23 protein-coding genes and 1 pseudogene are annotated in these 26,984 nt (G+C 68.5%); 5 read left to right on the forward strand and 19 right to left on the reverse strand.

Translation table 11 applies throughout. The annotated features are described in order from the left end of the window. The coding region (locus tag PGN37_RS13050) for an ATP-binding cassette domain-containing protein (RefSeq protein ID WP_335331454.1) at nucleotides 1-540 on the forward strand (540 nt) is incomplete at its 5' end. A gap of 308 nt (nucleotides 541-848) precedes the next feature. On the opposite strand, the gene hisS is transcribed toward PGN37_RS13050, so the two are convergent. Both hisS and PGN37_RS13060 read right to left on the reverse strand, forming a co-directional pair. Then, complete coding sequence (hisS, locus tag PGN37_RS13055; protein ID WP_335331455.1) at nucleotides 849-2,117, reverse strand: histidine--tRNA ligase; 1,269 nt, start codon at nucleotides 2,115-2,117, stop codon at nucleotides 849-851. Then, the gene (locus PGN37_RS13060; protein WP_335331456.1) at nucleotides 2,114-2,824 is read right to left on the reverse strand and encodes an MBL fold metallo-hydrolase; all 711 of its coding nucleotides are present in this window, start codon (nucleotides 2,822-2,824) and stop codon (nucleotides 2,114-2,116) included. Before PGN37_RS13060 ends, hisS begins: the two co-directional genes overlap by 4 nt. Nucleotides 2,825-2,942: 118 nt before the next feature. On the opposite strand from PGN37_RS13060, the gene PGN37_RS13065 reads away from it, so the two are divergent. After that, nucleotides 2,943-3,836, forward strand: coding sequence for a peptidylprolyl isomerase (locus PGN37_RS13065; protein WP_335331457.1), 894 nt, complete (start codon nucleotides 2,943-2,945; stop codon nucleotides 3,834-3,836). A gap of 2 nt (nucleotides 3,837-3,838) precedes the next feature. Here PGN37_RS13065 and PGN37_RS13070 read toward each other — a convergent pair whose 3' ends face one another. The 6 genes from PGN37_RS13070 to yajC all read right to left on the reverse strand — a co-directional run bounded on the left by PGN37_RS13070 (nucleotide 3,839) and on the right by yajC (nucleotide 12,060). Then, nucleotides 3,839-6,238, reverse strand: coding sequence for a RelA/SpoT family protein (locus tag PGN37_RS13070; protein WP_442932920.1), 2,400 nt, complete (start codon nucleotides 6,236-6,238; stop codon nucleotides 3,839-3,841). Between the two features lie 39 nt (nucleotides 6,239-6,277). Next, nucleotides 6,278-6,826 carry an adenine phosphoribosyltransferase gene (locus PGN37_RS13075; protein WP_335331458.1) on the reverse strand — a complete coding sequence of 183 codons (549 nt, stop codon included), beginning with the start codon at nucleotides 6,824-6,826 and terminating at the stop codon, nucleotides 6,278-6,280. After that, nucleotides 6,808-8,484: an ABC transporter substrate-binding protein gene (locus tag PGN37_RS13080; RefSeq protein ID WP_335331459.1), complete on the reverse strand. Its 1,677-nt coding sequence runs from the start codon at nucleotides 8,482-8,484 to the stop codon at nucleotides 6,808-6,810. The genes PGN37_RS13075 and PGN37_RS13080 overlap by 19 nt, the downstream gene beginning before the upstream one ends. A gap of 15 nt (nucleotides 8,485-8,499) precedes the next feature. Then, complete coding sequence (gene secF, locus PGN37_RS13085) at nucleotides 8,500-9,801, reverse strand: protein translocase subunit SecF (protein ID WP_335331460.1); 1,302 nt, start codon at nucleotides 9,799-9,801, stop codon at nucleotides 8,500-8,502. 3 nt (nucleotides 9,802-9,804) lie between these two features. Further along, nucleotides 9,805-11,622, reverse strand: a complete 1,818-nt coding sequence (gene secD, locus PGN37_RS13090; protein ID WP_335331461.1) for a protein translocase subunit SecD — start codon at nucleotides 11,620-11,622, stop codon at nucleotides 9,805-9,807. An 84-nt stretch (nucleotides 11,623-11,706) separates the two neighbouring features. After that, nucleotides 11,707-12,060: a preprotein translocase subunit YajC gene (gene yajC, locus PGN37_RS13095; RefSeq protein ID WP_335331462.1), complete on the reverse strand. Its 354-nt coding sequence runs from the start codon at nucleotides 12,058-12,060 to the stop codon at nucleotides 11,707-11,709. 284 nt (nucleotides 12,061-12,344) lie between these two features. Between yajC and gabT the strand changes: the two genes are divergently transcribed. Continuing rightward, nucleotides 12,345-13,688 carry a 4-aminobutyrate--2-oxoglutarate transaminase gene (gabT, locus tag PGN37_RS13100; protein ID WP_335331463.1) on the forward strand — a complete coding sequence of 448 codons (1,344 nt, stop codon included), beginning with the start codon at nucleotides 12,345-12,347 and terminating at the stop codon, nucleotides 13,686-13,688. Nucleotides 13,689-13,904: 216 nt separating this feature from the next. Then, nucleotides 13,905-17,399, forward strand: a complete 3,495-nt coding sequence (car, locus tag PGN37_RS13105; protein ID WP_335331464.1) for a carboxylic acid reductase — start codon at nucleotides 13,905-13,907, stop codon at nucleotides 17,397-17,399. Between the two features lies 1 nt (nucleotide 17,400). On the opposite strand, the gene PGN37_RS13110 is transcribed toward car, so the two are convergent. The 6 genes and pseudogenes from PGN37_RS13110 to PGN37_RS13135 all read right to left on the reverse strand — a co-directional run bounded on the left by PGN37_RS13110 (nucleotide 17,401) and on the right by PGN37_RS13135 (nucleotide 21,458). After that, nucleotides 17,401-18,084: a hypothetical protein gene (locus PGN37_RS13110; protein WP_335331465.1), complete on the reverse strand. Its 684-nt coding sequence runs from the start codon at nucleotides 18,082-18,084 to the stop codon at nucleotides 17,401-17,403. Between the two features lie 80 nt (nucleotides 18,085-18,164). Continuing rightward, nucleotides 18,165-18,552: pseudogene (locus PGN37_RS13115) on the reverse strand (DUF1304 domain-containing protein). Next, nucleotides 18,549-19,625, reverse strand: a complete 1,077-nt coding sequence (gene ruvB / locus PGN37_RS13120; protein ID WP_335331466.1) for a Holliday junction branch migration DNA helicase RuvB — start codon at nucleotides 19,623-19,625, stop codon at nucleotides 18,549-18,551. Before ruvB ends, PGN37_RS13115 begins: the two are co-directional and overlap by 4 nt. Continuing rightward, the gene (gene ruvA / locus PGN37_RS13125; RefSeq protein ID WP_335331467.1) at nucleotides 19,625-20,212 is read right to left on the reverse strand and encodes a Holliday junction branch migration protein RuvA; all 588 of its coding nucleotides are present in this window, start codon (nucleotides 20,210-20,212) and stop codon (nucleotides 19,625-19,627) included. Before ruvA ends, ruvB begins: the two co-directional genes overlap by 1 nt. After that, complete coding sequence (ruvC, locus tag PGN37_RS13130; protein WP_335331468.1) at nucleotides 20,209-20,790, reverse strand: crossover junction endodeoxyribonuclease RuvC; 582 nt, start codon at nucleotides 20,788-20,790, stop codon at nucleotides 20,209-20,211. The genes ruvA and ruvC overlap by 4 nt, the downstream gene beginning before the upstream one ends. 71 nt (nucleotides 20,791-20,861) lie before the next feature. After that, nucleotides 20,862-21,458 carry a TetR/AcrR family transcriptional regulator gene (locus PGN37_RS13135; protein ID WP_335331469.1) on the reverse strand — a complete coding sequence of 199 codons (597 nt, stop codon included), beginning with the start codon at nucleotides 21,456-21,458 and terminating at the stop codon, nucleotides 20,862-20,864. A gap of 63 nt (nucleotides 21,459-21,521) precedes the next feature. On the opposite strand from PGN37_RS13135, the gene PGN37_RS13140 reads away from it, so the two are divergent. Then, entirely contained in the window at nucleotides 21,522-22,370 is an 849-nt protein-coding gene (locus PGN37_RS13140) for an alpha/beta fold hydrolase (protein ID WP_335331470.1), read from the forward strand. Here the strand turns inward: PGN37_RS13140 and PGN37_RS13145 are convergent. The 5 genes from PGN37_RS13145 to PGN37_RS13165 are packed head-to-tail and all read right to left on the reverse strand — an operon-like array spanning nucleotide 22,351 to nucleotide 26,971. After that, nucleotides 22,351-22,719 (reverse strand): cupin domain-containing protein, encoded by a 369-nt coding sequence (locus tag PGN37_RS13145; protein ID WP_335331471.1) that lies wholly within the window; start codon nucleotides 22,717-22,719, stop codon nucleotides 22,351-22,353. The two genes, PGN37_RS13140 and PGN37_RS13145, sit on opposite strands and share 20 nt — an antisense overlap. A 25-nt stretch (nucleotides 22,720-22,744) precedes the next feature. Then, nucleotides 22,745-24,163 carry an NAD(P)/FAD-dependent oxidoreductase gene (locus PGN37_RS13150; protein ID WP_335331472.1) on the reverse strand — a complete coding sequence of 473 codons (1,419 nt, stop codon included), beginning with the start codon at nucleotides 24,161-24,163 and terminating at the stop codon, nucleotides 22,745-22,747. 27 nt (nucleotides 24,164-24,190) lie between these two features. Further along, entirely contained in the window at nucleotides 24,191-25,288 is a 1,098-nt protein-coding gene (locus tag PGN37_RS13155) for an ABC transporter ATP-binding protein (RefSeq protein WP_335331473.1), read from the reverse strand. Next, nucleotides 25,278-26,078 carry an ABC transporter permease gene (locus PGN37_RS13160; RefSeq protein ID WP_335331474.1) on the reverse strand — a complete coding sequence of 267 codons (801 nt, stop codon included), beginning with the start codon at nucleotides 26,076-26,078 and terminating at the stop codon, nucleotides 25,278-25,280. The genes PGN37_RS13155 and PGN37_RS13160 overlap by 11 nt, the downstream gene beginning before the upstream one ends. After that, nucleotides 26,075-26,971: an ABC transporter permease gene (locus PGN37_RS13165; protein ID WP_335331475.1), complete on the reverse strand. Its 897-nt coding sequence runs from the start codon at nucleotides 26,969-26,971 to the stop codon at nucleotides 26,075-26,077. Before PGN37_RS13165 ends, PGN37_RS13160 begins: the two co-directional genes overlap by 4 nt. Nucleotides 26,972-26,984: the final 13 nt, after the last annotated feature.

A 26,984-nucleotide genomic window follows, 5' to 3' on the forward strand; every position in this document is an offset into this window, starting at 1 on the left:
AAATGCTCCAGCGGCACAGTGCGTTTCGACGGGGAGGACATCACCAAGCTGCGGCCCAGCGCTCGCGTGGCACGCGGATTGGCCTACGTGCCGCAGGGGCAGCAGTCGTTCGGTCAGCTGACCACCGCGGAGAACCTGCAGGTGGTGGCCGACGGGCGCAAGAACGGCAAGGCGTTGATCGACGAGCAACTCGACCTGTTCCCCGCGCTCAAGGAGCTGCTGACCCGGCGCGCAGGCCTGCTCTCCGGCGGCCAGCGGCAACAGCTCGCGATCGCCCGCGCGCTCATCACGTCGCCGAAGTGCCTGATCCTCGACGAGCCCACCGAAGGCATCCAGCCGTCGGTGGTCGCCGAGATCGAGGCGGCCATCACCGCGTTGACCGCCCGCGGGGATCTGGGCGTGCTGCTGGTCGAGCAGCACATCGGGTTCGCGTTGGAGTCCTCACAGCGCTACTACATCCTCGAGGCCGGCCGGATCACCTCGAGCGGCACGGGCGGCTCGGCCTCCGAAGCCGACGTGCGCGCCGCCATGGCCATCTGACTTTTCCCGCGAGGGAGCGTGTCTGCAGCCGACACGCCGCCGATTTCGGCGACAACACGCACGCTCGCCGCTGGATCAGGTGCGGTTCGAGCGGCGGTTGCAGTGGACCTCCAGCTCACCGAAGCTGGTCGCGGAGACGCCCGGCCAGCGTGCGAATTCGCAAGCGGGGCAACCTCTTCGGCGGCGGCGTCGGGGTGATCGACCGGATGCTGAATGACGCAGTGCACCGCCCTCGATGGTGACGAGCGTGCGCGTAGTTGCGGTTTTGCGTGGCGTGTTGCCTGCAAACACGCCCGCTCGCGGGGGGACTAGAGGGGGCGCAGGACGTGGGCGACCACGTGCTCGACCACCTGATCGACCGGAATGTCGACCTGCTCGCCCGTCGTCAGGGTCTTCACCCCGACCGTGCCCGCCTCCAGGTCACGCTCCCCCGCGACCAGCGCGATCGAGGCACCCGAACGGTCAGCACCCTTCATCGCGGCCTTGAGACTGCGATCCCCGTAAGCCACATCGACCCGCACCCCCGCGGCACGCAGCTGCGCCGCCAACACCGCGAGCCGCACCTTGGCCTCGGCACCCATCGGCACCGCGTACACGTCGACACGTGCGGTCTCGCCGGCCGTCTTGCCCTCGGCGCGCAACGCCAGCAGCGCGCGGTCCACACCCAACCCGAAGCCGATGCCCGACAGGTCGCGGCCGCCCAGCTGGCTCATCAACCCGTCGTAACGGCCGCCGCCGCCGATCCCGGATTGAGCACCCAGGCCGTCGTGGACGAACTCGAACGTCGTCTTCGTGTAGTAATCCAGCCCGCGCACCATCCGCGGATTGATCACGTACGGCACGCCGAGAGCATCCAGATGCGCCAGCACTGTCTCGAAGTGGGCCTTGGCCACCTCCGAGAGATGATCGAGCATCAGCGGCGCGTCAGCGGTCATCTCCTTGACGTGCGGGCGCTTGTCGTCGAGCACCCGCAGCGGGTTGATCTCCGCCCGGCGGCGCGTCTCCTCGTCGAGATCGAGCCCGAACAGGAACTGTTGCAACAACTCTCGGTACTGCGGACGGCAGGTCTCGTCGCCGAGCGAGGTGAGTTCGAGCCGGAACCCGTCGAGCCCCAGCGAACGGAACCCCGCGTCGGCCACCGCGATCACCTCGGCGTCGAGCGCCGGATCGTCGACGCCGATCGCCTCCACCCCGACCTGCTGCAGCTGCCGATAGCGGCCCGCCTGCGGCCGCTCGTACCGGAAGAACGGGCCCGCGTAACACAGCTTCACCGGCAGCTGGCCGCGGTCGAGGCCGTGCTCGATCACCGCGCGCATGACGCCCGCCGTGCCCTCGGGACGCAGCGTCACCGAGCGCTCCCCGCGGTCGGCGAAGGTGTACATCTCCTTGGAGACGACGTCGGTGGACTCCCCCACACCGCGGGCGAACAGCGCGGTGTCCTCGAAGATCGGCAGCTCGATGTCGCCGTACCCGGCGCGACGTGCGGCGCCGAGCAGCCCGGCGCGCACCGCGACGAACTCCGCGGAATCGGGTGGGAAGTAATCGGGGACGCCCTTGGGCGCCTTGAAGTCGGTCACGTCGTCAAACCTTCGAGGAACGGGTTGGTGCGGCGCTCGGCGCCGATGGTGGTGCGCTCGCCATGCCCTGGTAATACCAGCGTGTCGTCGTCGAGCACCAACAGTTTTGTCACGATCGAGGTCAGCAGGTCACGGCCGCTGCCCCCGGGCAGATCGGTGCGGCCCACCGACTGCTTGAACAGGGTGTCACCGGTGAAGGCCAGCTGCTGGAACGATTGCTCTTCGCGCAAGCGCTCATCGCCAGGCCCCGCCTCCACGCGGAAGGTCACCGAACCCTTCGTGTGGCCGGGGGTGTGATCGATGGCCACCGTGATGCCGCCGAGATCCAGTTTGTCGCCGTCACGGTCGAGTTCGACCACCTGGCGCGGCTCCCGGAACCAGGCCCCGACCGCGAGGGACGCCAGTCCGATCGCGAAGCCCTGCCCGAGTGCCTTCACGGGGTCGTTCAGCATGTACCGATCGGCCGGGTGGATGTAGGTGGGGCAGCCGTAGGTATCGGCAACCTTCTGCGCCGACCACATGTGGTCGATGTGCCCGTGGGTGAGCAGAACCGCCGCGGGGGTGAGCCGGTTCTCGTCCAAGATGCGCCGCAACGGACCCATGGCACGCTGGCCGGGGTCGACGACGATCGCGTCGGCACCCTGCTTGGGCGCCAGCACGTAGCAGTTGCATGCCAGGACCCCGGCGGGGAATCCGGTGATCAACACGCCGTAAAGCTTCCCATGTCGAGGTCGCCGCGCAGTTCACGAGGGGTCACAGAGGCCGTCTCAGGTCCCCCTGGCACACTCGGTGCCGACCTGATCGACCCCGAGGAGGACCCGGCCCGTGCCGACGAACGAACAACGGCGAGCCGCCGCCAAGCGCAAGCTCGAGCGCCAACTCGAACGCCGCGCCGAGCGGGACCGCAAGCGCCGCATGTACACGATCATCGGCTCGGCCGTCGCAGCGGTCGTCGTGATCGCCGCCGTCGTGGCGACCATCGTCCTGACCAACCGCGACAGTGGCACCCCGACCGCGTCGCCGAGCAGCACGTCGACCTCTGAGGCGGCATCTCCGCTGGATGCGCCGGAGCCGGGCAAGCCAGGCGCGCTGCCCCCGTTCGCCGCGCCCGAGGGCCTGGGCGGCAACTGCGAGTATCCCAAGTCCCCGGAGCCCGCCAGCAAGCCCGTCGAGGCACCCCGCTCGGGCAAGGTGCCTACGGACCCGGCCCAGGTCAGCGCCAGCATGGAGACCAACCAGGGCAACCTGGGCCTGCAGCTCGACAACGCGAAGTCGCCGTGCACGGTCAACAGCTTCGCCAGCCTCGCCAACAAGGGCTTCTTCGACAACACCCCCTGCCACCGGCTGACCACCAGTGAAGGCCTGGCCGTGCTGCAGTGCGGCGATCCGACCGGCCAGGGCACCGGCGGACCGGGCTACCAGTTCGCCAACGAGTACCCGACCGACCAGTACCAGCCCGACGATCCGAAGCTGCAGCAGCCGGTGCTCTACCCGCGCGGCACGCTCGCGATGGCCAACGCCGGGCCGGGCACCAACGGCAGCCAGTTCTTCCTGGTCTACAAGGATTCGACGCTGCCGCCCAACTACACCGTGTTCGGCACGATCGACCAGACCGGTCTGGCGACGCTGGACAAGATCGCCGCGGCCGGCACCAAGGACGGCGGCGAGGACGGCGCACCCAAGCTCGACGTCACGATCAAGAAGCTCCAGCTGGACTGAAGCTAGGCAGCTGAGGTGACGCGGTAGACGTCGTAGACGCCCTCCACGTTGCGGACCACGTTGAGCACGTGCCCCAGGTGCTTCGGGTCGCCCATCTCGAAGGTGAACCGGCTGATCGCGACCCGGTCGTTGGACGTCGTCACCGACGCGGACAGGATGTTCACCTTCTCGTCGGCGAGCACCCGCGTCACGTCGGACAGCAGCCGGTGCCGGTCGAGCGCCTCGACCTGGATGGCGACCAGGAACACCGACGACGGGGACGGCGCCCACTGGACGTCGATGATCCGCTCGGACTGCTGTTCCAGCGACGAGGCGTTCGTGCAGTCGGTGCGGTGCACACTGACGCCGCCGCCGCGGGTGACGAAACCCATGATGATGTCGCCCGGCACCGGCGTGCAGCACTTGGCGAGTTTGCACAGCACGCCGGGTGCGCCCGGAACCGCCACGCCGACGTCGTCGCTCGTGCGCTGCCGCACCGGCATGGTCGCCGGGGTCGAGCGTTCGGCCAGCTCGTCTGCCGCCTCGTCGTCGCCGCCGATCTGGGCGACCAACCGCTGCACGACGTGGCGGGCCGAGACGTGGCCCTCACCGACCGCGGTGTAGAGCGCGGAGACGTCGAGGTAGCGCAGTTCGCGTGCCAGCGCCGCCATGGTCTCGGCATTCATCAAGCGCTGCAACGGAAGTCCACCGCGGCGCACCTCGCGTGCGATCGCGTCCTTGCCTGATTCCAGTGCCTCTTCGCGACGTTCCTTAGCGAACCACTGCCGGATCTTGGCCTTGGCGCGCGGGGACACGACGAAGGTCTGCCAGTCCCGCGAGGGCCCGGCGTTGGCGGCCTTGGACGTGAAGACCTCGACCACTTCCCCGTTCTCGAGCTTGCGCTCGAGCGCGACGAGCCGGCCATTGACCCGGGCGCCGATGCAGCGATGCCCCACCTCGGTGTGCACGGCGTACGCGAAGTCGACGGGCGTGGACCCGGTGGGCAGCGTGATGACGTCGCCCTTCGGGGTGAACACGAAGATCTCCTGCACCGCGAGGTCGTAGCGCAGCGACTCCAGGAACTCACCGGGGTCGGCGGCTTCCCGCTGCCAGTCGAGAAGCTGCCGCATCCATGCCATGTCGTCGATCTCGGTGGCGGTGTGGCTGGCTGGAACTCCGTTGCGCCCCTTGGCTTCCTTGTACCGCCAGTGCGCCGCGATGCCGTACTCGGCGGTCTTGTGCATGTCGGTGGTGCGGATCTGCACCTCCAGCGGCTTGCCCTCTGGGCCGACGACCGTGGTGTGCAACGACTGGTACACCCCGAAGCGGGGCTGGGCGATGTAGTCCTTGAACCGTCCGGCGATCGGCTGCCACAGCGAGTGCACCACGCCGACGGCGGCGTAGCAGTCACGCACCTCGTCGCACAGGATCCGGACGCCGACCAGGTCGTGGATGTCGTCGAAGTCGCGGCCCTTGACGATCATCTTCTGGTAGATCGACCAGTAGTGCTTGGGCCTGCCCTCGACGACGGCGTTGATCTTCGACGCGTTCAGCGTGGCCGTGATCTCGGCTCGCACCTTGGCCAGATAGGTGTCGCGCGACGGCGCCCGGTCGGCGACCAGCCGTACGATCTCCTCGTACTTCTTGGGGTGCAGGATCGCGAACGACAGGTCCTCGAGCTCCCACTTGACCGTCGCCATACCGAGCCGATGCGCAAGGGGCGCAATGACTTCCAGTGTCTCGCGAGCCTTGCGCGCCTGCTTCTCCGGCGGCAGGAAGCGCATGGTGCGCATGTTGTGCAGCCGGTCGGCGACCTTGATCACCAGCACGCGGGGATCACGTGCCATCGCGATGATCATCTTGCGGATCGTCTCGCCCTCGGCCGCGGTGCCCAGCGCCACCTTGTCCAGCTTGGTCACGCCGTCGACGAGGTGGCCGACCTCCGCGCCGAACTCGGCGGTCAACGCCTCCAGGGTGTAGCCGGTGTCCTCGACGGTGTCGTGCAGCAGCGCCGCGATCAGCGTGGTGGTGTCCATACCGAGCTCGGCCAGGATGTTGGCCACCGCGAGTGGATGGGTGATGTACGGATCACCCGACTTGCGCAGCTGGTCGGCGTGCCGCTGCTCGGCGACCTCGTAGGCCTTCTGCAGCAGGGTCAGGTCGGCTTTGGGATAGATCTCCCGGTGCACCGACACCAGCGGTTCGAGCACCGGGTTCACGGCGCTGCGCTGGGAGGTCATCCGGCGGGCGAGACGGGCCCGCACCCGCCGCGACGCGCTGGTCGCCTTGGCCGCCTCGGTCCGGGGCAGCTCCATCGGCTGGGTCTCGGGCCCGGCCGGCAGGGGCGGGGTCTGCGGTGGGGTCTGCGGGGGGGTCTGCACAGCCTGGTTCGCGCGCGGATCTGCCTGGATCTCGTTGGCCATGCTCACCTCCGCTGACGCTGCTGTTGGCAGGATATCCGGTTACACGGTGTGCAGAGCCGTGACCGGCAAGGGTTCCAGCACTGACCGGCCGCCCAAGGCCGACAGTTCGAGCATCACGATCGCTCCGCTGACCGTTGCCCCCGCTGCGGTGAGTAACTGATGCGTGGCCGCCAGTGTTCCCCCGGTCGCCAGCACGTCGTCGATCACCACGATGGTGCGGCCGGCCAGCTCGACGCCGTCGGCGGGCACCTCGAGCGTGGCGGTGCCGTATTCGAGGGTGTAGGTCTCACTGATCACCGGCGGCGGCAGCTTGCCGCCCTTGCGGACCGCGAGCACGCCGATGCCGAGGGAGATCGCCACGGCGCCGCCGAGCAAGAACCCCCGGGCGTCGACACCGGCCACCAGGTCGGCCCCGCGGGCGATGTCGACCATCGCGGCGGTGACCTCGGCCAGACCCTCGGCGTCGGCAAGCACCGGCGTCAGGTCCTTGAACAGCACGCCGGGCTCCGGGAAGTCAGGCACCTCGCGCAGCAGCGAGGAGATCACCTGGCCGACTTCACGCGTCTGACTCACTGGCTCAGCTTCCATCGGTCCATGTTCCATCCCGCGCCCCAGCGCGTCGGATTGGCGCTCACCGCATACATCTTCGTCGACGTGAGCAGCGTGCGCTGCTGACGGTACAGCGGCAACGTGGGCATGTCGCCCCACAGGATCGGGCCGGCCTCGGCGAGCAACCGGGCGATCTCCTTGGGGTCGGAGGTCACCGCCAGCGTCGAGATGATGCCGTCGATGCGTTCGTTGGCGTACCGCGGGAGGTTGTTTCCGTCCCCGCTGTGCAGGGTGTAGGCGTCCATTGCCGAGGAGCCTGTCGATCCGCTGCCCGTGGCTCCGCCGGTGCTGGCGATCAACACGTCGATGCTGTTGTCGCGCAAGGACTGTGGGCCCACATCCTCCCCCGCGGCGTCCTGCACGGTGATGCCCGCCGGCGCGCACGCTTTCGCCATCGCGCCGACGGCAGCGGCCAGCCGGGCATTCGGCGACTGGTATCCGATGCGCACTGTCAACGGCTGGTTGCCCAGCGAGGCGCGCGCGGCGTCGGGATTGCCCACCGCGAAGTCGTTGACCTGCGGCGTGGCTTCGGCACCGGAGTACGCGTCCTCGGCCGCGGCGTTCAGCCGCGAGTTGGCGGGCGGCACCGACGCGTTGCGGGCGATGACGTCGCGCGGTGTGCACAGGGCGACCGCGCGCCGCGCGGGTACCGCGGCCAGCGGGCCCTGCGGAGAGAAGATCAGCTGTTCGACGCCCGCCGACGCCGAGTCCGAGCGGGTGTAGTCGTCGGGCAGGTTCAGGCTGCCCGCGGACCCGGCCGCGATGTCGACGACGTCGTAGGCGCCCTCGTTGACCCGGTCCTGCAGGTCCGATCGGCGCGGCCACACGGTGATCTTGGCGGTGACGGGTTTTGTGCCCCACCACTTGTCGTTGGCCACCAGCACCACCGCTCCGTCACCGGTGACGGAGTCGATGCGGTAGGGCCCCGACGACGGGAATCGCTTGAGATCCAGATCCGGAGTCAGATTCCAGATGGTGTTCCACACCTGCGCGATCCGCTCGACCGCCGGGCCGTCGTTGCCGAGAAGGGCCTTGGTCACCCCACCGTCGCCGAGCCCGAGCTCGTCGGAGATCACGTGCGAGGGCATCAGCGAGGTCGCCGAGAACAACTGCCCGTAGTCGGTGAACGCCCGATCCTGGGCAAAGCTGACGCGGGCCTTCTTCTGCCCGGGCGTGCAGTCGACCGTCGCGATGTCGGTGTAGCCGGCGCGGCTGGCGGCGTCGAAGGTCGGGAAACGGCCCGACTGCGCTGCCCATGCCAGCACCATGTCGTCGCAGGTGATCGGCTTGCCGTCGGAGTAGACGGCCGCCGGCTTGATCTCGTAGTCGAGAACCAGCGGGCTGCGTCCCACGACCGCGATGGTGCCGAAGTCGTGGTCGCCGACGATCTGGCCGTCGGGTCCGTGGTAGTTGAAGCCGGTCAGCACCCGGGCGAACGCCTGCGGGCCGCCGGAGGCTGCGCCGGTGACGGTCGCGGTGTTGTAGGTCGAGAGCGTGCCGTCGATCGCGTAGTCGATCGCGTCCGCTGTCCCCGACGAGCACGACGACAGACCGAGCGCCCCGACCACGGCGAACACAGCGGCGACTGCAGCCGAGGTGACACTGACACGGGCACGCGCACGGGTGCGGTGGGCCATCGGACCTACCGCTCCCTAGCGCTTTCCGGTGCTTCGCTTACCCGACGGCCGGCCCGTCCGGCTCGAGGTCGGCCGGATCGGTCGGGCCCCCGGGGCGGGCTTGTCCGGCGGCGGCCCCGCCGGGGTGGTGACGACCCGCGCGGGCTCGGGGTCCGACGTGGGCACATCGGCCTCGTCGTCGAACACCCCTTCCCCGGCACCAGCGTCCCCGGCACCAGCCTTCGCAGCGACGGTCTTGCGGCGATTGAGCACCCGGCGCGTGTGCTTGCTGACCAGGTCGGTGCGCTCACGCAGGCTGACCAGCAACGGTGTCGCGAAGAAGATCGACGAGTAGGTACCCACGATCACGCCGACCAGCTGGACCAGCGCCAGGTCCATCAGCGTGCCGACGCCCAGCAGCCACACCGCGATCACCATCAGCGCGATGATCGGCAGCACCGAGATCAAGCTGGTGTTGATCGACCGCATGAACGTCTGGTTGACCGCGAGGTTCGCTTGCTCGGCGAATGTCCGGCGGGTGGTGTGCTCGAAGCCTTCGGTGTTCTCCTCGACCTTGTCGAACACGATGACCGTGTCGTAGAGCGAGAAGCCGAGGATCGTCAGCAGACCGATCACGGTGGCGGGCGTGACCTCGAACCCGACGAGCGCGTACACCCCGGCGGTGACCAGCAGGTCGAACACCAGGGTCAGCAGCGCGGCGGCTGCCATGTATCTCTCGTAGCGCACCGTGATGTAGATGGCGGCCAACACCAGGAACACCACGAGGGCGAGCAATGCCTTCTGGGTGATCTGCCCGCCCCACGTCTCGGAGACCGCCGAGTCGCTGATGACCTGCTTGCTCGGTTGCCCGTCAGACCCCTTCGGCTGGAACTGGTCGAACAGCGCGTCGCGCAGCTTCTCGGTCTCGTCGTTGTTCAGCGTCTCCGACCGGATCTGGAACGTCGCGGAGTTGCCGCTGCCGACGACGACCACCGACTCCGGCGGCTTGCCGATGGCGTTGTTGAACACCGTCTCGACCTGGGCTGTGGTGGCCTGCCCGTCACCGCGCGGGAACGACACCTTGGTGCCGCCCTCGAAGTCGATGCCGAAGGTGAAGCCGCGCAACACGATCGCCGCGAGCGCGATCGCGACGATGATCCCGCTGACCGCGTACCACAGCTTGCGGCGCCCGATGACCTCGAAAGCGCCGGTGCCCGTGTAGAGGCGGACGAAGAAGCCGTGCTTGGGCGCGTCGGCGCCACTGGCCTCCAGGTCGGGCGCCTCCACCGCGGTCGATTCGACGGCACCGTCGCGCCGATGTGAACTACTGCGTGCCATGCGTTATCCCCGTCCCGCCGCGTGTGCGGCCGCTCGGCGTTCGCGCGCGATCTGCTGAACAGCTCCCAGCCCGTTCAGCGACGGCTTGGCCATTGTCGGCGACTTGGACGCGAAGTACAGCAGCGGCCACGTCACCAGGAACACGACGACGACGTCGAGGATCGTCGTCAGGCCCAGCGTGAACGCGAAGCCCTTCACCTGGCCGACGGCGAGGAAGTACAGCACCGCCGCGGCCAGGAACGTCACCGCGTTGCCCGACATGATCGTCTTGCGGGCACGCGTCCAGCCTCGTGGCACCGCCGACCGGAACGATCTGCCCTCGCGGATCTCGTCCTTGATACGTTCGAAGAACACCACGAACGAGTCGGCCGTCGTACCGATACCGATGATCAGACCCGCGATACCGGCCAGGTCGAGCGTGTAACCGATGTACCTGCCCAACAGCACCAGGATCGCGAACACCATCGCGCCTGAGGCCACCAGCGACAGCGCCACCAGCGCGCCGAGCACCCGGTAGTAGAGCAGCGAGTACAGCAGCACCGCCACCAACCCCACCGCGCCGGCGATCAGACCGGCCCGTAGCGACGACAAGCCCAGCGTGGCCGACACCGTCTCGGCCTCGGAGGACTCGAACGACAGCGGCAGCGAGCCGTACTTCAGCACGTTGGCGAGTTCGCGTGCGGAGTCTGCGGTGAACTGGCCGGTGATCTGGGTGCGTCCGCCGGGGATCGCCTCGTTGATGACGGGCGCGCTGACCACCTTGGAGTCGAGCACGAACGCGGTCTGCGTGCCGACGTTGGCGGCGGTGAAGTCCGCCCACGTCTTGGCGGCATCGCTCTTGAACTCGACGTCGACGACGTACTCGCCGCGCTGCTGATCCAGCCCGGAGGTGGCATTCGCGATGCCCTCGCCGCTGATGATCGACTTGTCCAGCAGGTAGACCTCTTTGCCGTCCTGCGAGCAGGTCACCAACGGCAGGTTCGGGTCGTCGTTGCCGGCCAGCACGTCGTCGTCACCGCAGCGCGTCGCCTGGAACTGCAGCGCGAGGATCTGGATGGCCTGCTCGGAGCTCTGCCGCAGCCGCTTCTCGTCCTGGATGCGCTGCGCCAGCGGCACGTTCTTGCCGCCCGGTGCGGGGGGCGCACCCGGGGCGGGCGAGGTCGTCGGCTGTGCTGGATTCGGTGCCGGGCTCGGGCTCGGGCTCGGCGCCGGCTGCTGAGGGAACGGACGCGGCTGCGGAGCCGGCGCGGGCGCCTGCGGCTCCAGCGGCGGCAACCCGGGGATGTCGGCGTCGGGGGCGCCGGGAGCCCCACCTGCACCTGGCGGCAGGCCGGGCACGGCCGCACCCGGCGGCAGACCCGGAACAGCGCCGGGGGGCGCACCCGGTGCGCCTGCAGGAGCACCGCCCGGCCCCGCCTGCTCGGGCGCCCCCTGCCCGGCGGCGGGGATCGCGTGGATCACGGGGCGGATGTAGAGGCGCGCCGTCTGACCCAGGTTGCGCGCTTCGCTGGTGTCGTTGCCCGGAACGGTGATCACGAGGTTCTGGCCGTCGATGATCACCTCGGACCCGGACACACCCAGTCCGTCGACACGGGCACTGATGATCTGCTGTGCCTGATTGAGCGCGTCGCGCGAGGGCGGTGAGCCGTCCGGGGTGCGGGCGGTCAGCGTCACACGCGTGCCACCCTGCAGGTCGATACCGAGCTTGGGCTCGGCCTTCTTGTCGCCGGTGAGGAACACCAACAGGTAGGCACCGATCAGCAATGCCAGGAACAGGGCCAGGTAGCGGGCAGCATGCACCGGCGTCGAAGACGATGCCACGTCTCTACAGTCTCCTCGGGGTCAGGTCGTCAGGTACCGCGACGGCGCGGTGACCCGCAAAGGGTACGTGCCGCTGCTGTTACGTCAGCTGTCAGTCTTGGTGTTCGGCCGGTCGCTCAGCTCGGTCGCACCGGAGGCCGGCTCGACCGGGAAGTCCTCGGCGGCGTCGAGCTCGTCGGCGTCGTCGGTGATGCGATCGCGCACCGCGAGCTTCATCCAGGTGGTGACCACACCCGGCGCGATCTCCAGGTCCACCTCGTCGTCGGAGATGCCGGTGATCCGCCCGCGCAGGCCTGAGGTGGTGTGCACCTCGTCGCCGACGGTCAGAGAGTTGTGCAGGTCGATGGTGGCCTGCATCGCCTTCTTCTGGCGCCGGGACGCGAAGTACATGAAGGCGCCCATGATGATGAGCAGAGGCAGGAAGACGAACAGGTCCATGGCAGCAGTGTCTCTTCTGTTTCGTTGCGGTCTGTTTTCTCGGCGGCCCCTGTCGAACCCGTCGGGGGACCGCATTCATGAATTAAATTCGTTGACCAGTGTGCCATTGCGGCCGCGACGCCCGCCTTCCCCCGCCGAACGGCCGCTCGGACCGACGGAATCAGTCGTCGAGATCGCCGTCTGCCACCGAACCCGGTGTATCGACCCCCGGTTCTCGACGGATCGGGAGGGGGACCGACTAGGCTCGCAAGGTCAGCGGCCCATCGCATCAGGAGGTCCTTGAGTTGAGCGTTCTCGAACAGAGCCGGCACCTCGCCACCGCTATCCCCGGCCCGCGCTCGCAAGAGTTGATCGCGCGCAAGACGGCGGCAGTGGCCAGCGGCATCGGTAACACCATGCCCGTCTACGCAGTCCGTGCCTTCGGCGGGATCGTCGAAGACGTCGACGGGAACCGCCTCATCGACATGGGCTCGGGCATCGCCGTCACGACCGTGGGCAACGCGTCGCCACGGGTGGTCGAGGCCGTGCGCGACCAGGCCGCCCAGTTCACGCACACCTGTTTCATGGTGACCCCGTACGAGGGATACGTGGCGGTGGCCGAGGCGCTGAACCGCCTCACCCCAGGGGACGGCGACAAGCGCTCGGCCCTGTTCAACTCCGGCTCGGAAGCCGTCGAGAACGCCGTCAAGATCGCCCGCACCTACACGGGCAGGCAGGCCGTCGTGTCGTTCGACCACGCCTACCACGGACGGACCAACCTCACGATGGCGCTGACCGCCAAGTCGATGCCCTATAAGCACGGCTTCGGCCCGTTCGCCCCGGAGATCTACCGCGCTCCGCTGTCCTATCCGTTCCGCGACGCGGAGTTCGGCGGCAAGGAGCTCGCCACCGACGGTGAGCTCGCCGCGCGCCGCGCCATCACGATGATGGACAAGCAGGTGGGCGCCGCCAACCTCGCCGCGGTGATCATCGAACCGATCCAGGGCGAGGGCGGATTCATCGTGCCCGCCGAGGGTTTCCTGCCCACGCTGCTGCAGTGGTGCCGGGACAACGGTGTGGTGTTCATCGCCGACGAGGTGCAGACCGGGTTCGCGCGCACCGGCGCGATGTTCGCCTGCGAGCACGAGGGCATCGTGCCCGACCTGATCGTGACGGCCAAGGGCATCGCCGGGGGGATGCCGCTGTCGGCGGTGACCGGCCGCACCGAGATCATGGACGCTCCCCACGTCGGTGGCCTGGGCGGCACCTACGGCGGCAACCCGGTGGCGTGCGCGGCCGCGCTGGCCACGATCGCCACCATCGAGGACGACGGGCTCGTGGCGCGCGCCCGAGAGATCGAATCGCTGATGAAGGACCGGCTCGGCCGACTCCAGGCCGAGGACGACCGCATCGGCGACGTCCGCGGGCGCGGCGCCATGATCGCCGTGGAACTGGTCAAGTCCGGCACGCTCGAGCCGGATGCAGAGCTGACCAAGAAGCTCAGCACGGCAGCACACCAGGCCGGCGTCATCGTTCTGACGTGCGGCACGTTCGGCAACGTGCTGCGCTTCCTTCCGCCGCTGACGATCAGCGACGAGTTGCTCAACGAGGCCCTCGACGTTCTTGAATTGCTGCTGCGCGACATGTGATCGGCCTCACTGGCTAACAGCGCACGGCTCCACACTGTGACGCTGGCCACGTAATCAGCTGCGGCGGAGCGGCTTTGCGCTCCGCTGCGGCGATTCACAGCAACCTGACAGCCGAAAAGTGGTCTTTGTCGGAATACGCTTAGTTTTACTAACGTAGTTTTCTGGTGGACGCGCGAATGCGCCCCTCACCAACAACGTGTTCTCAAAGGATTACTGATGCCGACTGATACCCGTGAAGAACGACTCGCCCGCCGCATCGACGACCTGCTGGCCACCGATCCTGAGTTCGCCGCGGCCGTGCCCGACGACACAGTCGCCGAAACCCTGGACCGCCCCGAACTGCGTCTACCGGACATCATCGCCACCGCGCTCGACGGCTACGCCGACCGCCCCGCCCTCGGCCAACGCGCCGTCGACCTGGTCACCGACCCGCAGACCGGACGCACCGAGGCCGAGCTCCTCCCGCACTTCGACACCATCACCTACGCCGAACTGTCGACGCGTATCCACCAGCTGCTCGCCGCGCTGACCGACGTGAGCCCCGGCGACCGCGTCGCCGTCCTGGGCTTCACCAGCGTCGACTACGCCGTGATCGACACGACACTCGCGCTGGCCGGCGCCGTGTCGGTGCCGCTGCAGACCAGCGCACCCGAGGCCACCCTGCGCCCGATCGTCGCCGAGACCGAACCCGTCGTGTTCGCCGCGTCGGTCGACCATCTCGCCGACGCCGTCGACCTCGTCCGCGACGCCGCCTCCGTGGGCCGCCTCATCGTCTTCGATCACCGCGCCGAGGTCGACGACCACCGCGACGCCGTCGCCGACGCGCGCACCCGTCTCGCCGATGCCGGTCGCTCCGTCGAGGTCGTCACGCTCGCCGAGGTCCTGGCCCACGGCGCGACTTTGCCTGCGGCACAACCGTTCACCTCACCCGAAGCCGATCCGCTGCTCCTGCTGATCTACACCTCGGGCAGCACCGGTGCGCCGAAGGGCGCGATGTACCCGGAGCGGCTGGTCGCCAATGCGTGGCGCCGGTCGGGCCGCTCGACGTGGGGCGGAGAGCAGTCGACGCCGTCGATCACGCTGAACTTCATGCCGATGAGCCACATGATGGGCCGCGGGTTGCTCTACGGCACTCTCGGCGCCGGCGGTACCGCGTATTTCGCTGCGCGCAGCGATCTCTCGACATTCCTGGAAGACCTCGCGCTGGTTCGCCCGACCCAGCTGACCTTCGTTCCGCGTATCTGGGACACCATCGCCGCCGAGGTCGCCAAGGAAACCGATCGCCGTCCCGACGGCCTCGACGACGTCTACGCCGATCTGCGCCGCAGCCTCATCGGTGGCCGCTACGTGATGGCGATGACCGGCTCCGCGCCGCTGTCGCCCGAGATGCGGGCCTTCGTCGAAAACTTCCTCGACCTGCACCTGACCGACGGCTACGGCTCCACCGAGGCCGGCGCCGTCTTCGTCGACGGACAGATCCAGCGTCCGCCGGTGATCGACTACAAGCTCGTCGACGTCCCCGACCTCGGCTACTTCACCACCGACCGCCCCCACCCGCGCGGCGAGCTGCTGGTCAAGTCCGAGACGCTGTTCCCCGGCTACTACAAGCGGCCCGAGATCACCGCCGAGATGTTCGACCCCGACGGCTACTACCGCACCGGCGACGTGGTCGCCGAGACCGGACCCGACCAGGTCGTCTACCTCGACCGCCGCAACAACGTGCAGAAGCTCTCGCAGGGTGAATTCGTCGCCGTCTCCAAGCTCGAAGCGGTGTTCGGCGACAGCCCGCGGATCCGGCAGATCTACGTGTACGGCAACAGTGCCCGCTCCTACCTGCTGGCCGTGGTCGTGCCGACCGAGGACGTCCTGGCCCGCGACGACGCGAAGGCGCTGATCGCCGAGTCTCTACAGGACGTCGCCCGCGCGGCCGATCTGCAGTCCTACGAGATCCCCCGCGACTTCCTGATCGAGGAGACCCCGTTCACCCTCGAGAACGGTCTGCTGACCGGTATCCGCAAGCTGGCCCGGCCGAGGCTCAAGGAGCACTACGGCGAGCAACTGGAAGCCCTGTACGCCGAATTGGCGGAGGGTCAGGCCGACGAGATGCGCACACTGCGCGCCGAAGGCGCGAACCGGCCGGTGCTCGAGACCGTCGGCCGCGCTGCGGCCGCCCTGCTCGGCACTGCGGCCACCGATGTGCAGCCCGATGCCCACTTCACCGATCTGGGTGGAGATTCGTTGTCGGCGTTGACGTTCGGCAACCTGCTGCGTGACATTTTCGACGTCGAGGTTCCGGTCGGTGTGATCGTCAGCCCGGCCACCGATCTCGCTTCCCTGGCGGCCTACATCGAGACGCAGCGGCAGCCGGGCGCCAAGCGACCCACCTTCACCGCCGTTCACGGCGCGGGTGCCACCGAAGCGCGTGCCAGTGATCTGACCCTGGACAAGTTCATCGACGCCGAAACCCTCGCAGCGGCAACCTCTTTGCCGGGGCCGAGCGCCGAGGTTCGTACGGTGCTGCTGACCGGCGCCACCGGATTCCTGGGCCGCTACCTGGCCCTGGACTGGCTGGAGCGGATGGACCTCGTCGACGGGAAGGTCATCTGCTTGGTCCGCGCCAAGGACGACGACGCCGCGCGGGCCCGCCTCGACGCGACGTTCGACAGCGGCGATTCCGCGCTCCTCGAGCACTACCTTTCACTGGCCGCCGATCACCTCGAGGTGCTGGCCGGCGACAAGGGTGAAGCCGATCTGGGCCTCGACCCGCAGGTGTGGCAGCGCCTCGCCGACACCGTCGACCTCATCGTCGACCCGGCCGCGCTGGTCAACCACGTCCTGCCCTACAGCGAGCTGTTCGGCCCCAACGCCGTCGGCACCGCCGAGCTGATCCGCCTCGCCCTCACCACCCGCCAGAAGCCGTTCGCCTACACCTCGACGATCGGGGTGGGCGCCGGGATCGAGCCGGGCAGGTTCGTCGAGGACGGCGACATCCGCGAGATCAGCGCAGTGCGCAAGGTCGACGACAGCTACGCCAACGGCTACTCGAACAGCAAGTGGGCCGGCGAGGTCCTGCTGCGCGAGGCGCACGACCTGTGCGGGCTGCCGGTCTCGGTGTTCCGCTGCGACATGATCCTGGCCGACACCACCTACGCCGGTCAGCTGAACCTTCCGGACATGTTCACCCGGTTGATGTTCAGCCTCGTCGCGACGGGGGTCGCTCCGGAGTCGTTCTACCAACTCGACGCCGATGGTCAGCGGCCGCGCGCCCACTACGACGGGCTGCCTGTCGAGTTCATCGCCGAGGCGATCTCGACGCTGGGCGCCGCGGTGGCACGCGAGTCGGACAGCGGGTTCGAGACCTACCACGTGATGAACCCGTACGACGACGGCATCGGCCTCGACCAGTTCGTCGACTGGTTGATCGAGGCGGACTACCCGGTGCGCCGGGTGGGTGACTACGCCACCTGGCTCGCCCGCTTCACCGCGGCGATCAACGCCCTGCCCGAGCGCAAGCGGCAGGCATCACTGCTGCCGCTGCTGCACAACTACCAGCGGCCGGAGATCCCGATCCCGGGCTCCATCGCACCCACCGACCGGTTCCGGACGGCGGTGCAGGAGGCCAAGATCGGGCCCGACAAGGACATCCCGCACGTCACTCGAGAGGTGATCGTCAAGTACATCACCGACCTGGAGCTGTTGGGACTGCTCTGAGCTAGTGGTGCACCAGGTTGCGGTCGCGCCGTCCGCCGAACAGGCGGCCGCGCAGACCGCGCCGCGGTGCCCGCTCCTGCGGATCGACCACCTCGGTGGGCTGCGCGCCCACCGGGGTGGCTGCCGTCCGGTCGGTCACCGGCATCGGACCGGTGTGGGCGGGAGCGTCGACGGCGACAGGACGGCTGGCGTACTCGACGTCGCGGACGCTGCGGACCGACACCCGCCCCAGCGCCAGCGCGCCGAGGAAGATGATCACCGCGCCGAGGCCGTAGAAGTAGCTGAGGTCCAGCCACACCCGCTTGGTCTCGGTGTCGGCGACCGGTGCGCCGGCGTCGCCGAGGCCTAGCGGGCCTGCCAGCGCCCGGCCGATCACGAACCACGCGCCACCGGCCACACTGAGCCAGCTGCCGAGGACGGCGGTAGCGCGATTGCGGGAGGTCAGCAGCACCAGACCGCCGAGCACCGTCACCAGCCCGGGAAGCACCTCGAGCCACCCCCGGCCCGTGGTCCAGGTCCACGCTTGATCCGGGGTGAAGGCGAAGTCGAAGTTCGGCCCGATGAACGGGACGAGCGCGCCCCACAGGCCGAGCAGGACGAGCAGCAGACCGCTGGCGGCGCCGCGGCTACGCGGAATGGTCATCCGACCGCCGCGCGGTCGATCTGGGCGCTGGGTTCCGATCATGATGCCTCCTTGTGACGTGCCCGACGTGCGCACAGGAGTACCCCCGCCCCACCGGCGGTAACCGAGGCGGGAATCGATCGTTACAGGGTTGAGGCCAGCAGCAGGAGCACGATCGCGACCAGCGGCAACGTCCCCCTGCATCACCGCGGCGCGGGCCTTGTCCCGCGCGGAGGCGACCAGCACGACCGCCGCGGCGAGCATGGACCCCAGCCCGGCATAGAGCAGCGCCGCACCGACGGCATCGGCGCCCGTCGCCGTGGCCACGATGCCCGCCACCGTCACGATCGCTAGGAACAGGTTGTAGAAGCCCTGATTCAGCGCGAGCAGGCGTGTGGTCTGTGCCTCCTCCTCGCTCATCCCGAACACCGCGCGGGTGCGCGGCGACGTCCACGTCACCGACTCCATCACGAAGATGTAGACGTGCAGGACCGCGGCGAGCGCCGCGACGACCAGCGCTGCGGCGGTCATTCGAACAACCCCGCCTGGCCGAGCGCACCCGCCCCGCTGGGTGGCGTCATGCCCAGGTGGGTCCATGCCAGTCGGGTGGCGACGCGACCACGCGGGGTCCGCGCGATCATGCCCGCCCGCACGAGAAACGGTTCACACACTTCTTCCACGGTCGTAGCTTCCTCCCCCACCGCCACCGCGAGAGTCGACACGCCGACCGGCCCACCGCCGAAGCTTCGGGTCAGCGCAGAGAGCACGGCACGGTCCAGCCGATCCAGCCCGAGTTCGTCGACGTCGTAGACCTCGAGGGCGTATTTGGCGATGTCGCGGGTGATGACACCGTCGGCGCGCACTTCGGCGTAGTCGCGGACGCGGCGCAGCAGCCGGTTCGCGATGCGCGGCGTGCCGCGGGACCGGCGCGCGATCTCGGCGCCGGCGTCGGCTCCCAATTCGATGCCGAGGATGCCCGCCGAGCGGGCCAGCACCCGCTCCAGTTCCGCGGGCTCGTAGAAGTCCATGTGCGCGGTGAAGCCGAACCGGTCGCGCAACGGTCCCGTCAGCGCACCGGACCGGGTGGTGGCGCCGACCAGCGTGAAGGGCGCCACTTCCAACGGAATCGACGTCGCGCCTGGCCCTTTGCCGACGACGACGTCGACGCGGAAGTCCTCCATCGCGAGGTACAGCATTTCCTCCGCGGGGCGAGCGATGCGGTGGATCTCGTCGATGAAGAGCACGTCGTGCTCCACGAGATTGGACAGCATCGCCGCCAGGTCACCGGCGCGCTCCAGCGCCGGACCCGACGTGAGACGCAGCGACGAGCCCAACTCGGCCGCGATGATCATCGCCAGCGACGTCTTGCCGAGCCCCGGCGGCCCGGACAGCAGGATGTGGTCGGGCGTGCCGCCGCGGTTCTTGGCGCCCTCCAGGACCAGCTGCAACTGCTCGCGAACGCGGGGCTGGCCGATGAACTCGCCGAGCGAGCGCGGCCGCAGGCTCGCGTCGATATCTCCCTCGCCGACCGTCAGCGCCGGGGACACCTCCCGCTCGTCGACGTCGTCGGCCGGACCGTCCTGGTCTCCCGCGAACCGGCCCATCACTTCTTCCCCAGCATCGACAGGGCCGCCCGCAGCGCACCGGAGGTGGTGGCCTCGGGATCGTTGGCGAGCACCTTGTCGGTGGCCTCCTCGGCCTGCTTCTGGGCGAAGCCGAGACCGACGAGCGCCTCGACGACGGGACCGCGGATACCGCGCCCACCCGCAGCGGTCAGACCCGACGAGGTGGACGCGCCGACCTTGTCGCGCAACGTGAGCACCAGTAGCTCGGCAGTCTTCTTGCCCACCTTGGGAATTCGGACCAACGCGGTGAGGTCGCCGTCGCCGATGGCGGCTCGCAGCGTCGGGCCGTCGTACATGGCCAGCGCACCCAGTGCGATGCTCGGCCCGATACCCGACACCCCGAGCAGCGTCAGGAACAGGTCCCGGGCATCGGAGTCGGCGAAGCCATAGAGGGTCTGGGAGTCCTCGCGAACGATCATCGCGGTGATCAGCCGCGCCTCGGTGCCGCGCCGCAACGTCGCCAGCGTCGACGGTGTCGCCATCACCTTGTACCCGACGCCGCCCGCCTCGATCACGACGTGATCGAGAGCGATGTCGATGACCTCACCGCGCACCGAGGCGATCATCGCGCGCTCTTCGACATCTTGGACATCTTGGCGGCCTTGAGGGTGGCCTGATATCTGCGGCGTTGCTCGGCGGCCATCGCCTCCGCCTCGGCCATGCGGGCGATCATCGGCGCGCGCCAGCAGTGACAGATCGCAAGGGCCAGCGCATCAGCCGCGTCCGCCGGGGTCGGCTTCTGCTGCAGCGCAAGGATTCTCGTGACCATCTCGGTGACCTGGGCCTTGTCGGCCCGGCCGTTGCCGGTGACGGCGGCCTTCACCTCGCTGGGGGTGTGGAAATGCACGTCGATGTCCCGCCGGGCGGCGGCCAGGGCGACCACCCCGCCCGCCTGCGCGGTGCCCATCGCGGTGTTGGCGTTCTGGTTGGAGAACACCCGCTCGATCGCGATGACATCGGGGGTGTGGGTGTCCAGCCAATGCTCGACGGCGTCGCTGATCGCGAGCAGGCGGTGCGCCAGCGGATGGTCGGCGGGGGTGCGCACGACGTCCACGTCGAGCGCGATCACCTGCCGGCCACGCCCGCTCTGGATCACCGACAACCCGCACCGGGTCAGCCCGGGGTCGACACCCATCACGCGCACGCGAGCCTCCTACAGAACATTTGTTCGAGAGCTTAGCGTCGGGTACCGACCGAGGGCGGCAGGGACACGCGTCAGATCCGACTGCGAGACGCCATCGCGAGCGCGACGCCCCGGTACTGCGGGGCCAGGGCCCGCCCGGCCGCGAGCAGCGGCTCCGTCGACCTCAGGGTCCGGCCGAGCACGAACGCCCCCTCCAGGGCGCCGATCAGAGCGATCGTGACATCACGAGCCTGGGCCTGGTCGAGGCCGCGGTGCACGAAGTAGGCGGCGCCGCCGGTGATCCAACTGTCGAAGATGTCCCCGGTGACCTGTCGGAGGGGCTCGACGGTGTCGGCGATCTCGGCGGCGACACTCGCCACCGGGCACATGTTTGCGAAGCCGGTGGCCGCCATGTCCTCGGCGGCCTGCCGGAACACCCCGTCGACGGCGTCCCCGAGATCGGTGTAGGCGTCGACGATTGTCGGGATCAACAAGCCGTAGGCCGCCCCGGCGTTGAGCAGCGCCTCCCGCGCGATCTGCACCTTCCCGTCGCGGAAGTGGTGGTAGAGCGATCCGATCGGCGCCCCCGACGCCTCTGCGATGTCTTTCATCGCGACCCCGGCATAGCCGCGGTGGCGCATCAGTTCGGCTGCCGCGGTCAGGATCGATTCTCTGGTGGACCTTGCCATCGTCACCTCCCGGGTGCCATGCTAGAGCACACGTTCTAGAATGGTCATTCTAATGGAGGCGTGATGCTGACCGTCACTACCCACGCAGGTCCCGTCGAGGTCCGGGAGGAGGGTGACCCGCACGGCGCGCCCGTCGTGCTCCTGCACGGCCTCCTGATGAACGACGCGCAGTGGGACCTGGCGCTCCCCCACCTGCCGAGGCACTGCCGGTACCTTCTGCCGGTCCTGCCGATGGGCGGCCACCGGATCCCGATGCATCCGAACGCCGACCTGACCATGCCGGGCATGGTCGCGATCGTCGCCGACATCCTCGAGGCGCTCGACCTGACCGACGTCACGCTTGTCGTCAGCGACTGGGGTGGGCCGCTGCTCCTCACGGCTGCCGGACGCGATCAGAGGATCGACCGCCTCGTCATCTGCCCGTCGGAGGCCTTCGACAACTTTCCGCCAGGGTGGCCGGGCAAGGTGGCGTGGCTGGCCAGCCGTACGCCCGGCACCGTCGCGCTCGCGATGCGGCAGCTGCGTATCGGATGGCTCCGACGGCAGTACCTGATGTTCGGCATGATGGCCAAACACCCACTGCCACAGCGGATCGTCGATGCCTGGACAGCACATGGACTGGCGGACAAGGCCATTCGCCGCGATCTCGTCAAATATTGCCGAACCCGTTTCGACAAGCCTGCGCTGATCGAGGCGACGAACCAGCTGGCTTCCTTCGACCGGCCCGCGCTGGTGCTGTGGTCGGACAACCCGGTGATGCCCGTCGAGCATGCGCACCGGCTCACCGAGCTGCTCCCCCAGGGCCGGCTGGAGTTCGTCGACGACGCCTACGTCCTGGTGATGCTCGACCAACCCGAGCGCACCGCGGCCGCGATCGGCGCGTTCCTGGGAGCTACCGCGAACCGACGATGACGTAGGTCTTGCGAACCGTCTCGGTGATGCGCCACGTCCCGCGCCATCCCCTGGGCAGCACCAGCAGCGAACCGGGACCGATGTCCGCGCTCGTCCCGTCCTCGCCGACGACTGTTCCCGAGCCGGAGAGGATATGGCACACCTCGGTGTCGGCGGACCGGTCGGCGGTGAATTCGCCAGGGCCGCATTCCCACACGCCGGCGTGCGTGGTGTCGCCCGACCAGATGTTGAGCGTGGATTCGAACTGGTTGGTCAAGCTGGTTGGCTTGGCCTGGGGCAGAGGGAGTTCCGCGGTCATCGCATTGGCGTGGCGCAGGTGCGAATCGGCGTCGACGTGCTGTGTGGTCATCGTGTCGTCCTGTCGTCGTCGGCGCTCAGCGGCCGGTGATCTTGTTGGCCAACCGCGCCAATCCACTGGTCTTCGAGAGTCCGTTGGCCGCCTCTCGGCGGTCGGCGTTGCGGTAGAGCGCATACATCGTCTGCACGCCGAGCCACCGCAACGGTTCGGGCTCCCACTTGCGCACGCGCCGGCCGACCCAGGGCAACCGCGTCAGCTCGGTGTCCCGTTCGAGCACCAGATCGGCGAGGGTGTGCCCGGCCAGGTTGGTGGTCGTGAGGCCGCTGCCGACGTAGCCGCCGGCGGTGCCGAAACCGGTTGCCCGGTCGAAGTCGACGGTGGCCGTCCAGTCGCGGGGCACCCCGAGCACCCCGCACCACGCGTGCGTGATCGGAACCTGACTCGCCGCAGGGAACATGTCGCGCAGCAGCGCCGTCAACGCGTCGACGGTCCATTGCTGCGTGGTTCCACGGTTGTCGAGTGTGGAGGCGAACCGGTACGGAATTCCTCGGCCGCCGAGGGCGATCCGGTTGTCGGCGGTGCGCTGGGCGTACATGTATCCGTGTGCGAAATCGCCGAGCAGTTCCGCGCCGTCCCAACCCACGTCCTTCAGGACATCCTCGGGCAGGGGTTCGGTGACGATCATCGACGAGTTCATCGGCAGCCACTCGCGGCGCTGACCCGGCATCGTCGCGGTGAATCCCTCGAGACAGCGCAGGATCACCGGCGCGCGCACGACGCCGCGCTTGGTCACCGCGCGCCGGTCCTCGATCCGGGTCACCTCGGTCTGCTCGTAGATCGCGACACCCATCGCCTCCACGACGCGGGCCAGCCCCTGCACCAGTTTGGCGGGTTGCACCCGCGCGCAGTGCGGGCTGAACAGTGCGCCCACCGCCTTCTCCACCCGGATGCGCTTGTCCGACTCCTCGCCGGTCAACACGACGCAGTCCTCGGGGCCAGCACCCCAGCGGGCCTCGTAGTCGAGCGACTCGCGCAGCCGGCCCATCTGCGCCGGATTACGCGCGACGTGCAGCAATCCATCCTTGACGATGTCGGCATCGATTCCCTCGGCCTCCGTCACGGTGATGACCTCGTCGACCGCCGCGCGCATGGCACGCATCAGGGTGACGACACCATCGTGCCCGTGTGTCGACGCATAAGCCTCACGGGAACCGGCCAACTCGGCCGACAACCACCCGCCGTTGCGCCCGGATGCTCCGAATCCGGCGAATTCCTTCTCCACGATGGCGATGCGCAGATCAGGCTGTTCACGTTTGAGGTAGTACGCCGACCAGAGTCCGGTCAGGCCCGCTCCCACGATGCAGACGTCGACTTCGAGCGAACCGGGCAGCGGCGCACGGGATTGCGGGAACCCCGCGGCGCGATACCAGTACGACACACTGCCGTTGACGAAGTCGTTGGCGAGACTGCCCGGCGTGTGACCTGCGGATGACATGGTGTGCTCCTGTTGTTCGGGTGATGCTCAGTTCGTGGTGTCGGCGGGCAGGATCGCCGCGTTGTCGGGGTCGAACGTCAACCAGACGTCGTGTCCCGGTTCCGCGCGGGTGATGCTGCCCGCGCTCTCCCGCACCAGCACAACGGTGTCGTCCGGCAACCGGACCTCCACCTTGCGCGAGTTGCCGAGATAGATGTGCTGTATCACCGTGCCCGGCACGGCGTTTCCGGCCGGCGGCTCACCGGCGTCGACGACGATCCGGATGCGCTCGGGGCGTACGACGACCGCGACGGCCGCACCAGCGTCGGCGTCGCCACGCCCGGCCACCACGCGACGGCCGCCGACGTCGACGGTCCGCGGATCGCCCACCGTGCCGTGGAACAACGACGACTCCCCGAGGAAGCGCGCGACGAACACGCTCTTGGGACGCTCGTACAGTTCGCTCGGGGTGCCGATCTGTTCGATGCGCGCGTTGTTGAAGACCGCGATGCGGTCCGACAGCACCAGCGCCTCGTCCTGGTCGTGGGTGACGTAGACGAACGTCGTGCCGAGTTCACCGTGGATGCGCTTGATCTCCAATTGCAAAGAGTCGCGCAGCTTCTTGTCGAGCGCCCCGAGCGGCTCGTCCATCAGCAGCACGCTCGGTTCGTAGACCATGGCCCGGGCGAGCGCGACGCGCTGCTGCTGACCGCCCGACAGTTCCTTGGGCATGCGCTTGCCGTAGTCCTGCAGGCCGACGGTCCGCAGCGCCGCAGCCACCTTGGCGCCGCGTTCGGCCTTGCCGATCTTGCGCTGACGCAACGGGTATTCGACGTTCCCCGTCACGGTCATGTGCGGGAACAGGGCGTAGTGCTGGAACACCATGCCGATGTTGCGGCGGTAGGGCGGCAGGTCTGCAACAGGCCTGCCGTCGATCTGTAGGTCGCCGTCGGTGACGTCGACGAAACCGGCGATCATGTTGAGCGTGGTGGTCTTGCCCGATCCGCTGGGTCCGAGCAGGGTGAGGAACTCGCCCGGCCGAGCGTCGAGGTCGATGGCGTCGACGGCGGTCACCGAGCCGTAGCGCTTGGTCAAGCGCCGCAACGTGATCGATGCGCCGTGCGGGGTGGCGGTGTCAGCGGACACGATTCCTCCTGCTCGAATAGACGCCGGCGACGACGGTCAAGACCGTGGTCAGGGCGAGGATGACAGTGGCCGCCGCGGCGATCGTCGGGTCGGTGTCGCGAGTCACCGACGCGTACATCCGGACCGGCAGCGTCTGGAGGTACGGGCTCTGGATGAACAGCGACAGCACGACCTCGTCGAAGCTGGTCGCGAACGCGAACAGCGCACCGGACAGCACACCCGGCGCCACCTGCGGCAGCGTGACGGTGCGGAACGTCGTCCAGCGGCCCGCACCGCACACCGACGCGGCGTCTTCGAGGCGCCGGTCGAAGCCGGCGAGGCTGGCAGAGACCGGGATGATGACGAACGGCAGCGCCAGCACGCTGTGAGCGACGACGAAACCCAACGTCGTACCCAGCAGGTTGAGCCGCAGATAGATCGCGTAGATGCCGATCGACACGACGATCACCGGAACGATCATCGGAGACAACAGGACTGCCCGCAGTCCCTGGTCGCCGAAGAAGCGCGTGCGGCTGAACGCCACCGCCGCAGCGGTACCGCAGATCGTCGCGACCACGGCCACCAGCAGACCGACACGGATGCTGGCCTCCAGCGCCCACAGCCACGATGGGTCGGTGAAGAAGTTGGTGTACCACTGCGTGGACCACCCGGTCGGGGGGAAGGTGAACGTCGGCCGGTCGGTGAAGCTCAACGGAATGACGACCAGCGACGGCGCCACCAGCCACACGGCGACCGCCGCGCAGAACACGACCAGGACAGCGCGCCAGAACTTTCCGCTGTGCCGGCTCACGAGGACTTCTCCTGGCGAGAGGCGCGGCGCATGACGACCATGAGCACCGCGAGGACGAGGAAGGTCAGCAGGAGGAGTACGACGCCCATCGCGGCACCCCTGCCCCACTGCAGAAGGCTGTTCACCTGCACGTAGATCTGCTGGCTGATCAATGCGTTGTCCGGCGACCCGAGCAGCGCCGGCGTGACGTAGAAACCGAGGCTGCTGATGAAGACCATCAGCGCTCCGGCACCCACGCCCGGCATCGTCAACGGTGCCCAGACGCGGACGAAGGACGTCAGGGGCCGCGCGCCCAGACTCGACGATGCGAGGATCAGGCGTCGGTCGATTCCCGACATCACCGCATAGAGCGGCAACACCATGAACGGCAACAGAATCTGGCTCATTCCGATCACCACGCCGAGGTTGGTGCGGATGAGTTGGACATCTCCGAGCCCTATCAGGCGGAGCACCGCGTGGGCGGGGCCGTTGTCCTGCAACAGGATCACCCACGCGAAGGTGCGCACCATCAGGCTGGTCCAGAACGGGACCAGCACCAGCATGGTGAGTGCGGCACGCACCTTGGGTCCGAACGACACCATCGCGTAGGCATACGGATAACCCAGCACCAGACAGATGACCGTCACCTCGAGACCTGTGGTGAACGTCCGCAGCAGGACCGCGCGCTGAACGGGGTCGCCGACGTACCAGACGAAGTTCTCCACGCCCGCCGTCGGATCGGTGAACGCACGCCACAGCATGACCGCGAGCGGCGCCACGAACACGCCGACCACCAGGATCACCGACGGGCTCAGCAGGGCGTAGGCGCCACGGCGGCGCCGTTTGACCCCTTCCGACTCGGCCCGCGACCGCGGTGGTGCGGCGCCTCCGGCGAAAACGTCGACTACGGTCATCGTCTACCCAGTC

It is taken from the genome of Mycobacterium kyogaense, assembly GCF_036946525.1.
GTDB classification, from domain to species: Bacteria; Actinomycetota; Actinomycetes; order Mycobacteriales; family Mycobacteriaceae; genus Mycobacterium; species Mycobacterium kyogaense_A.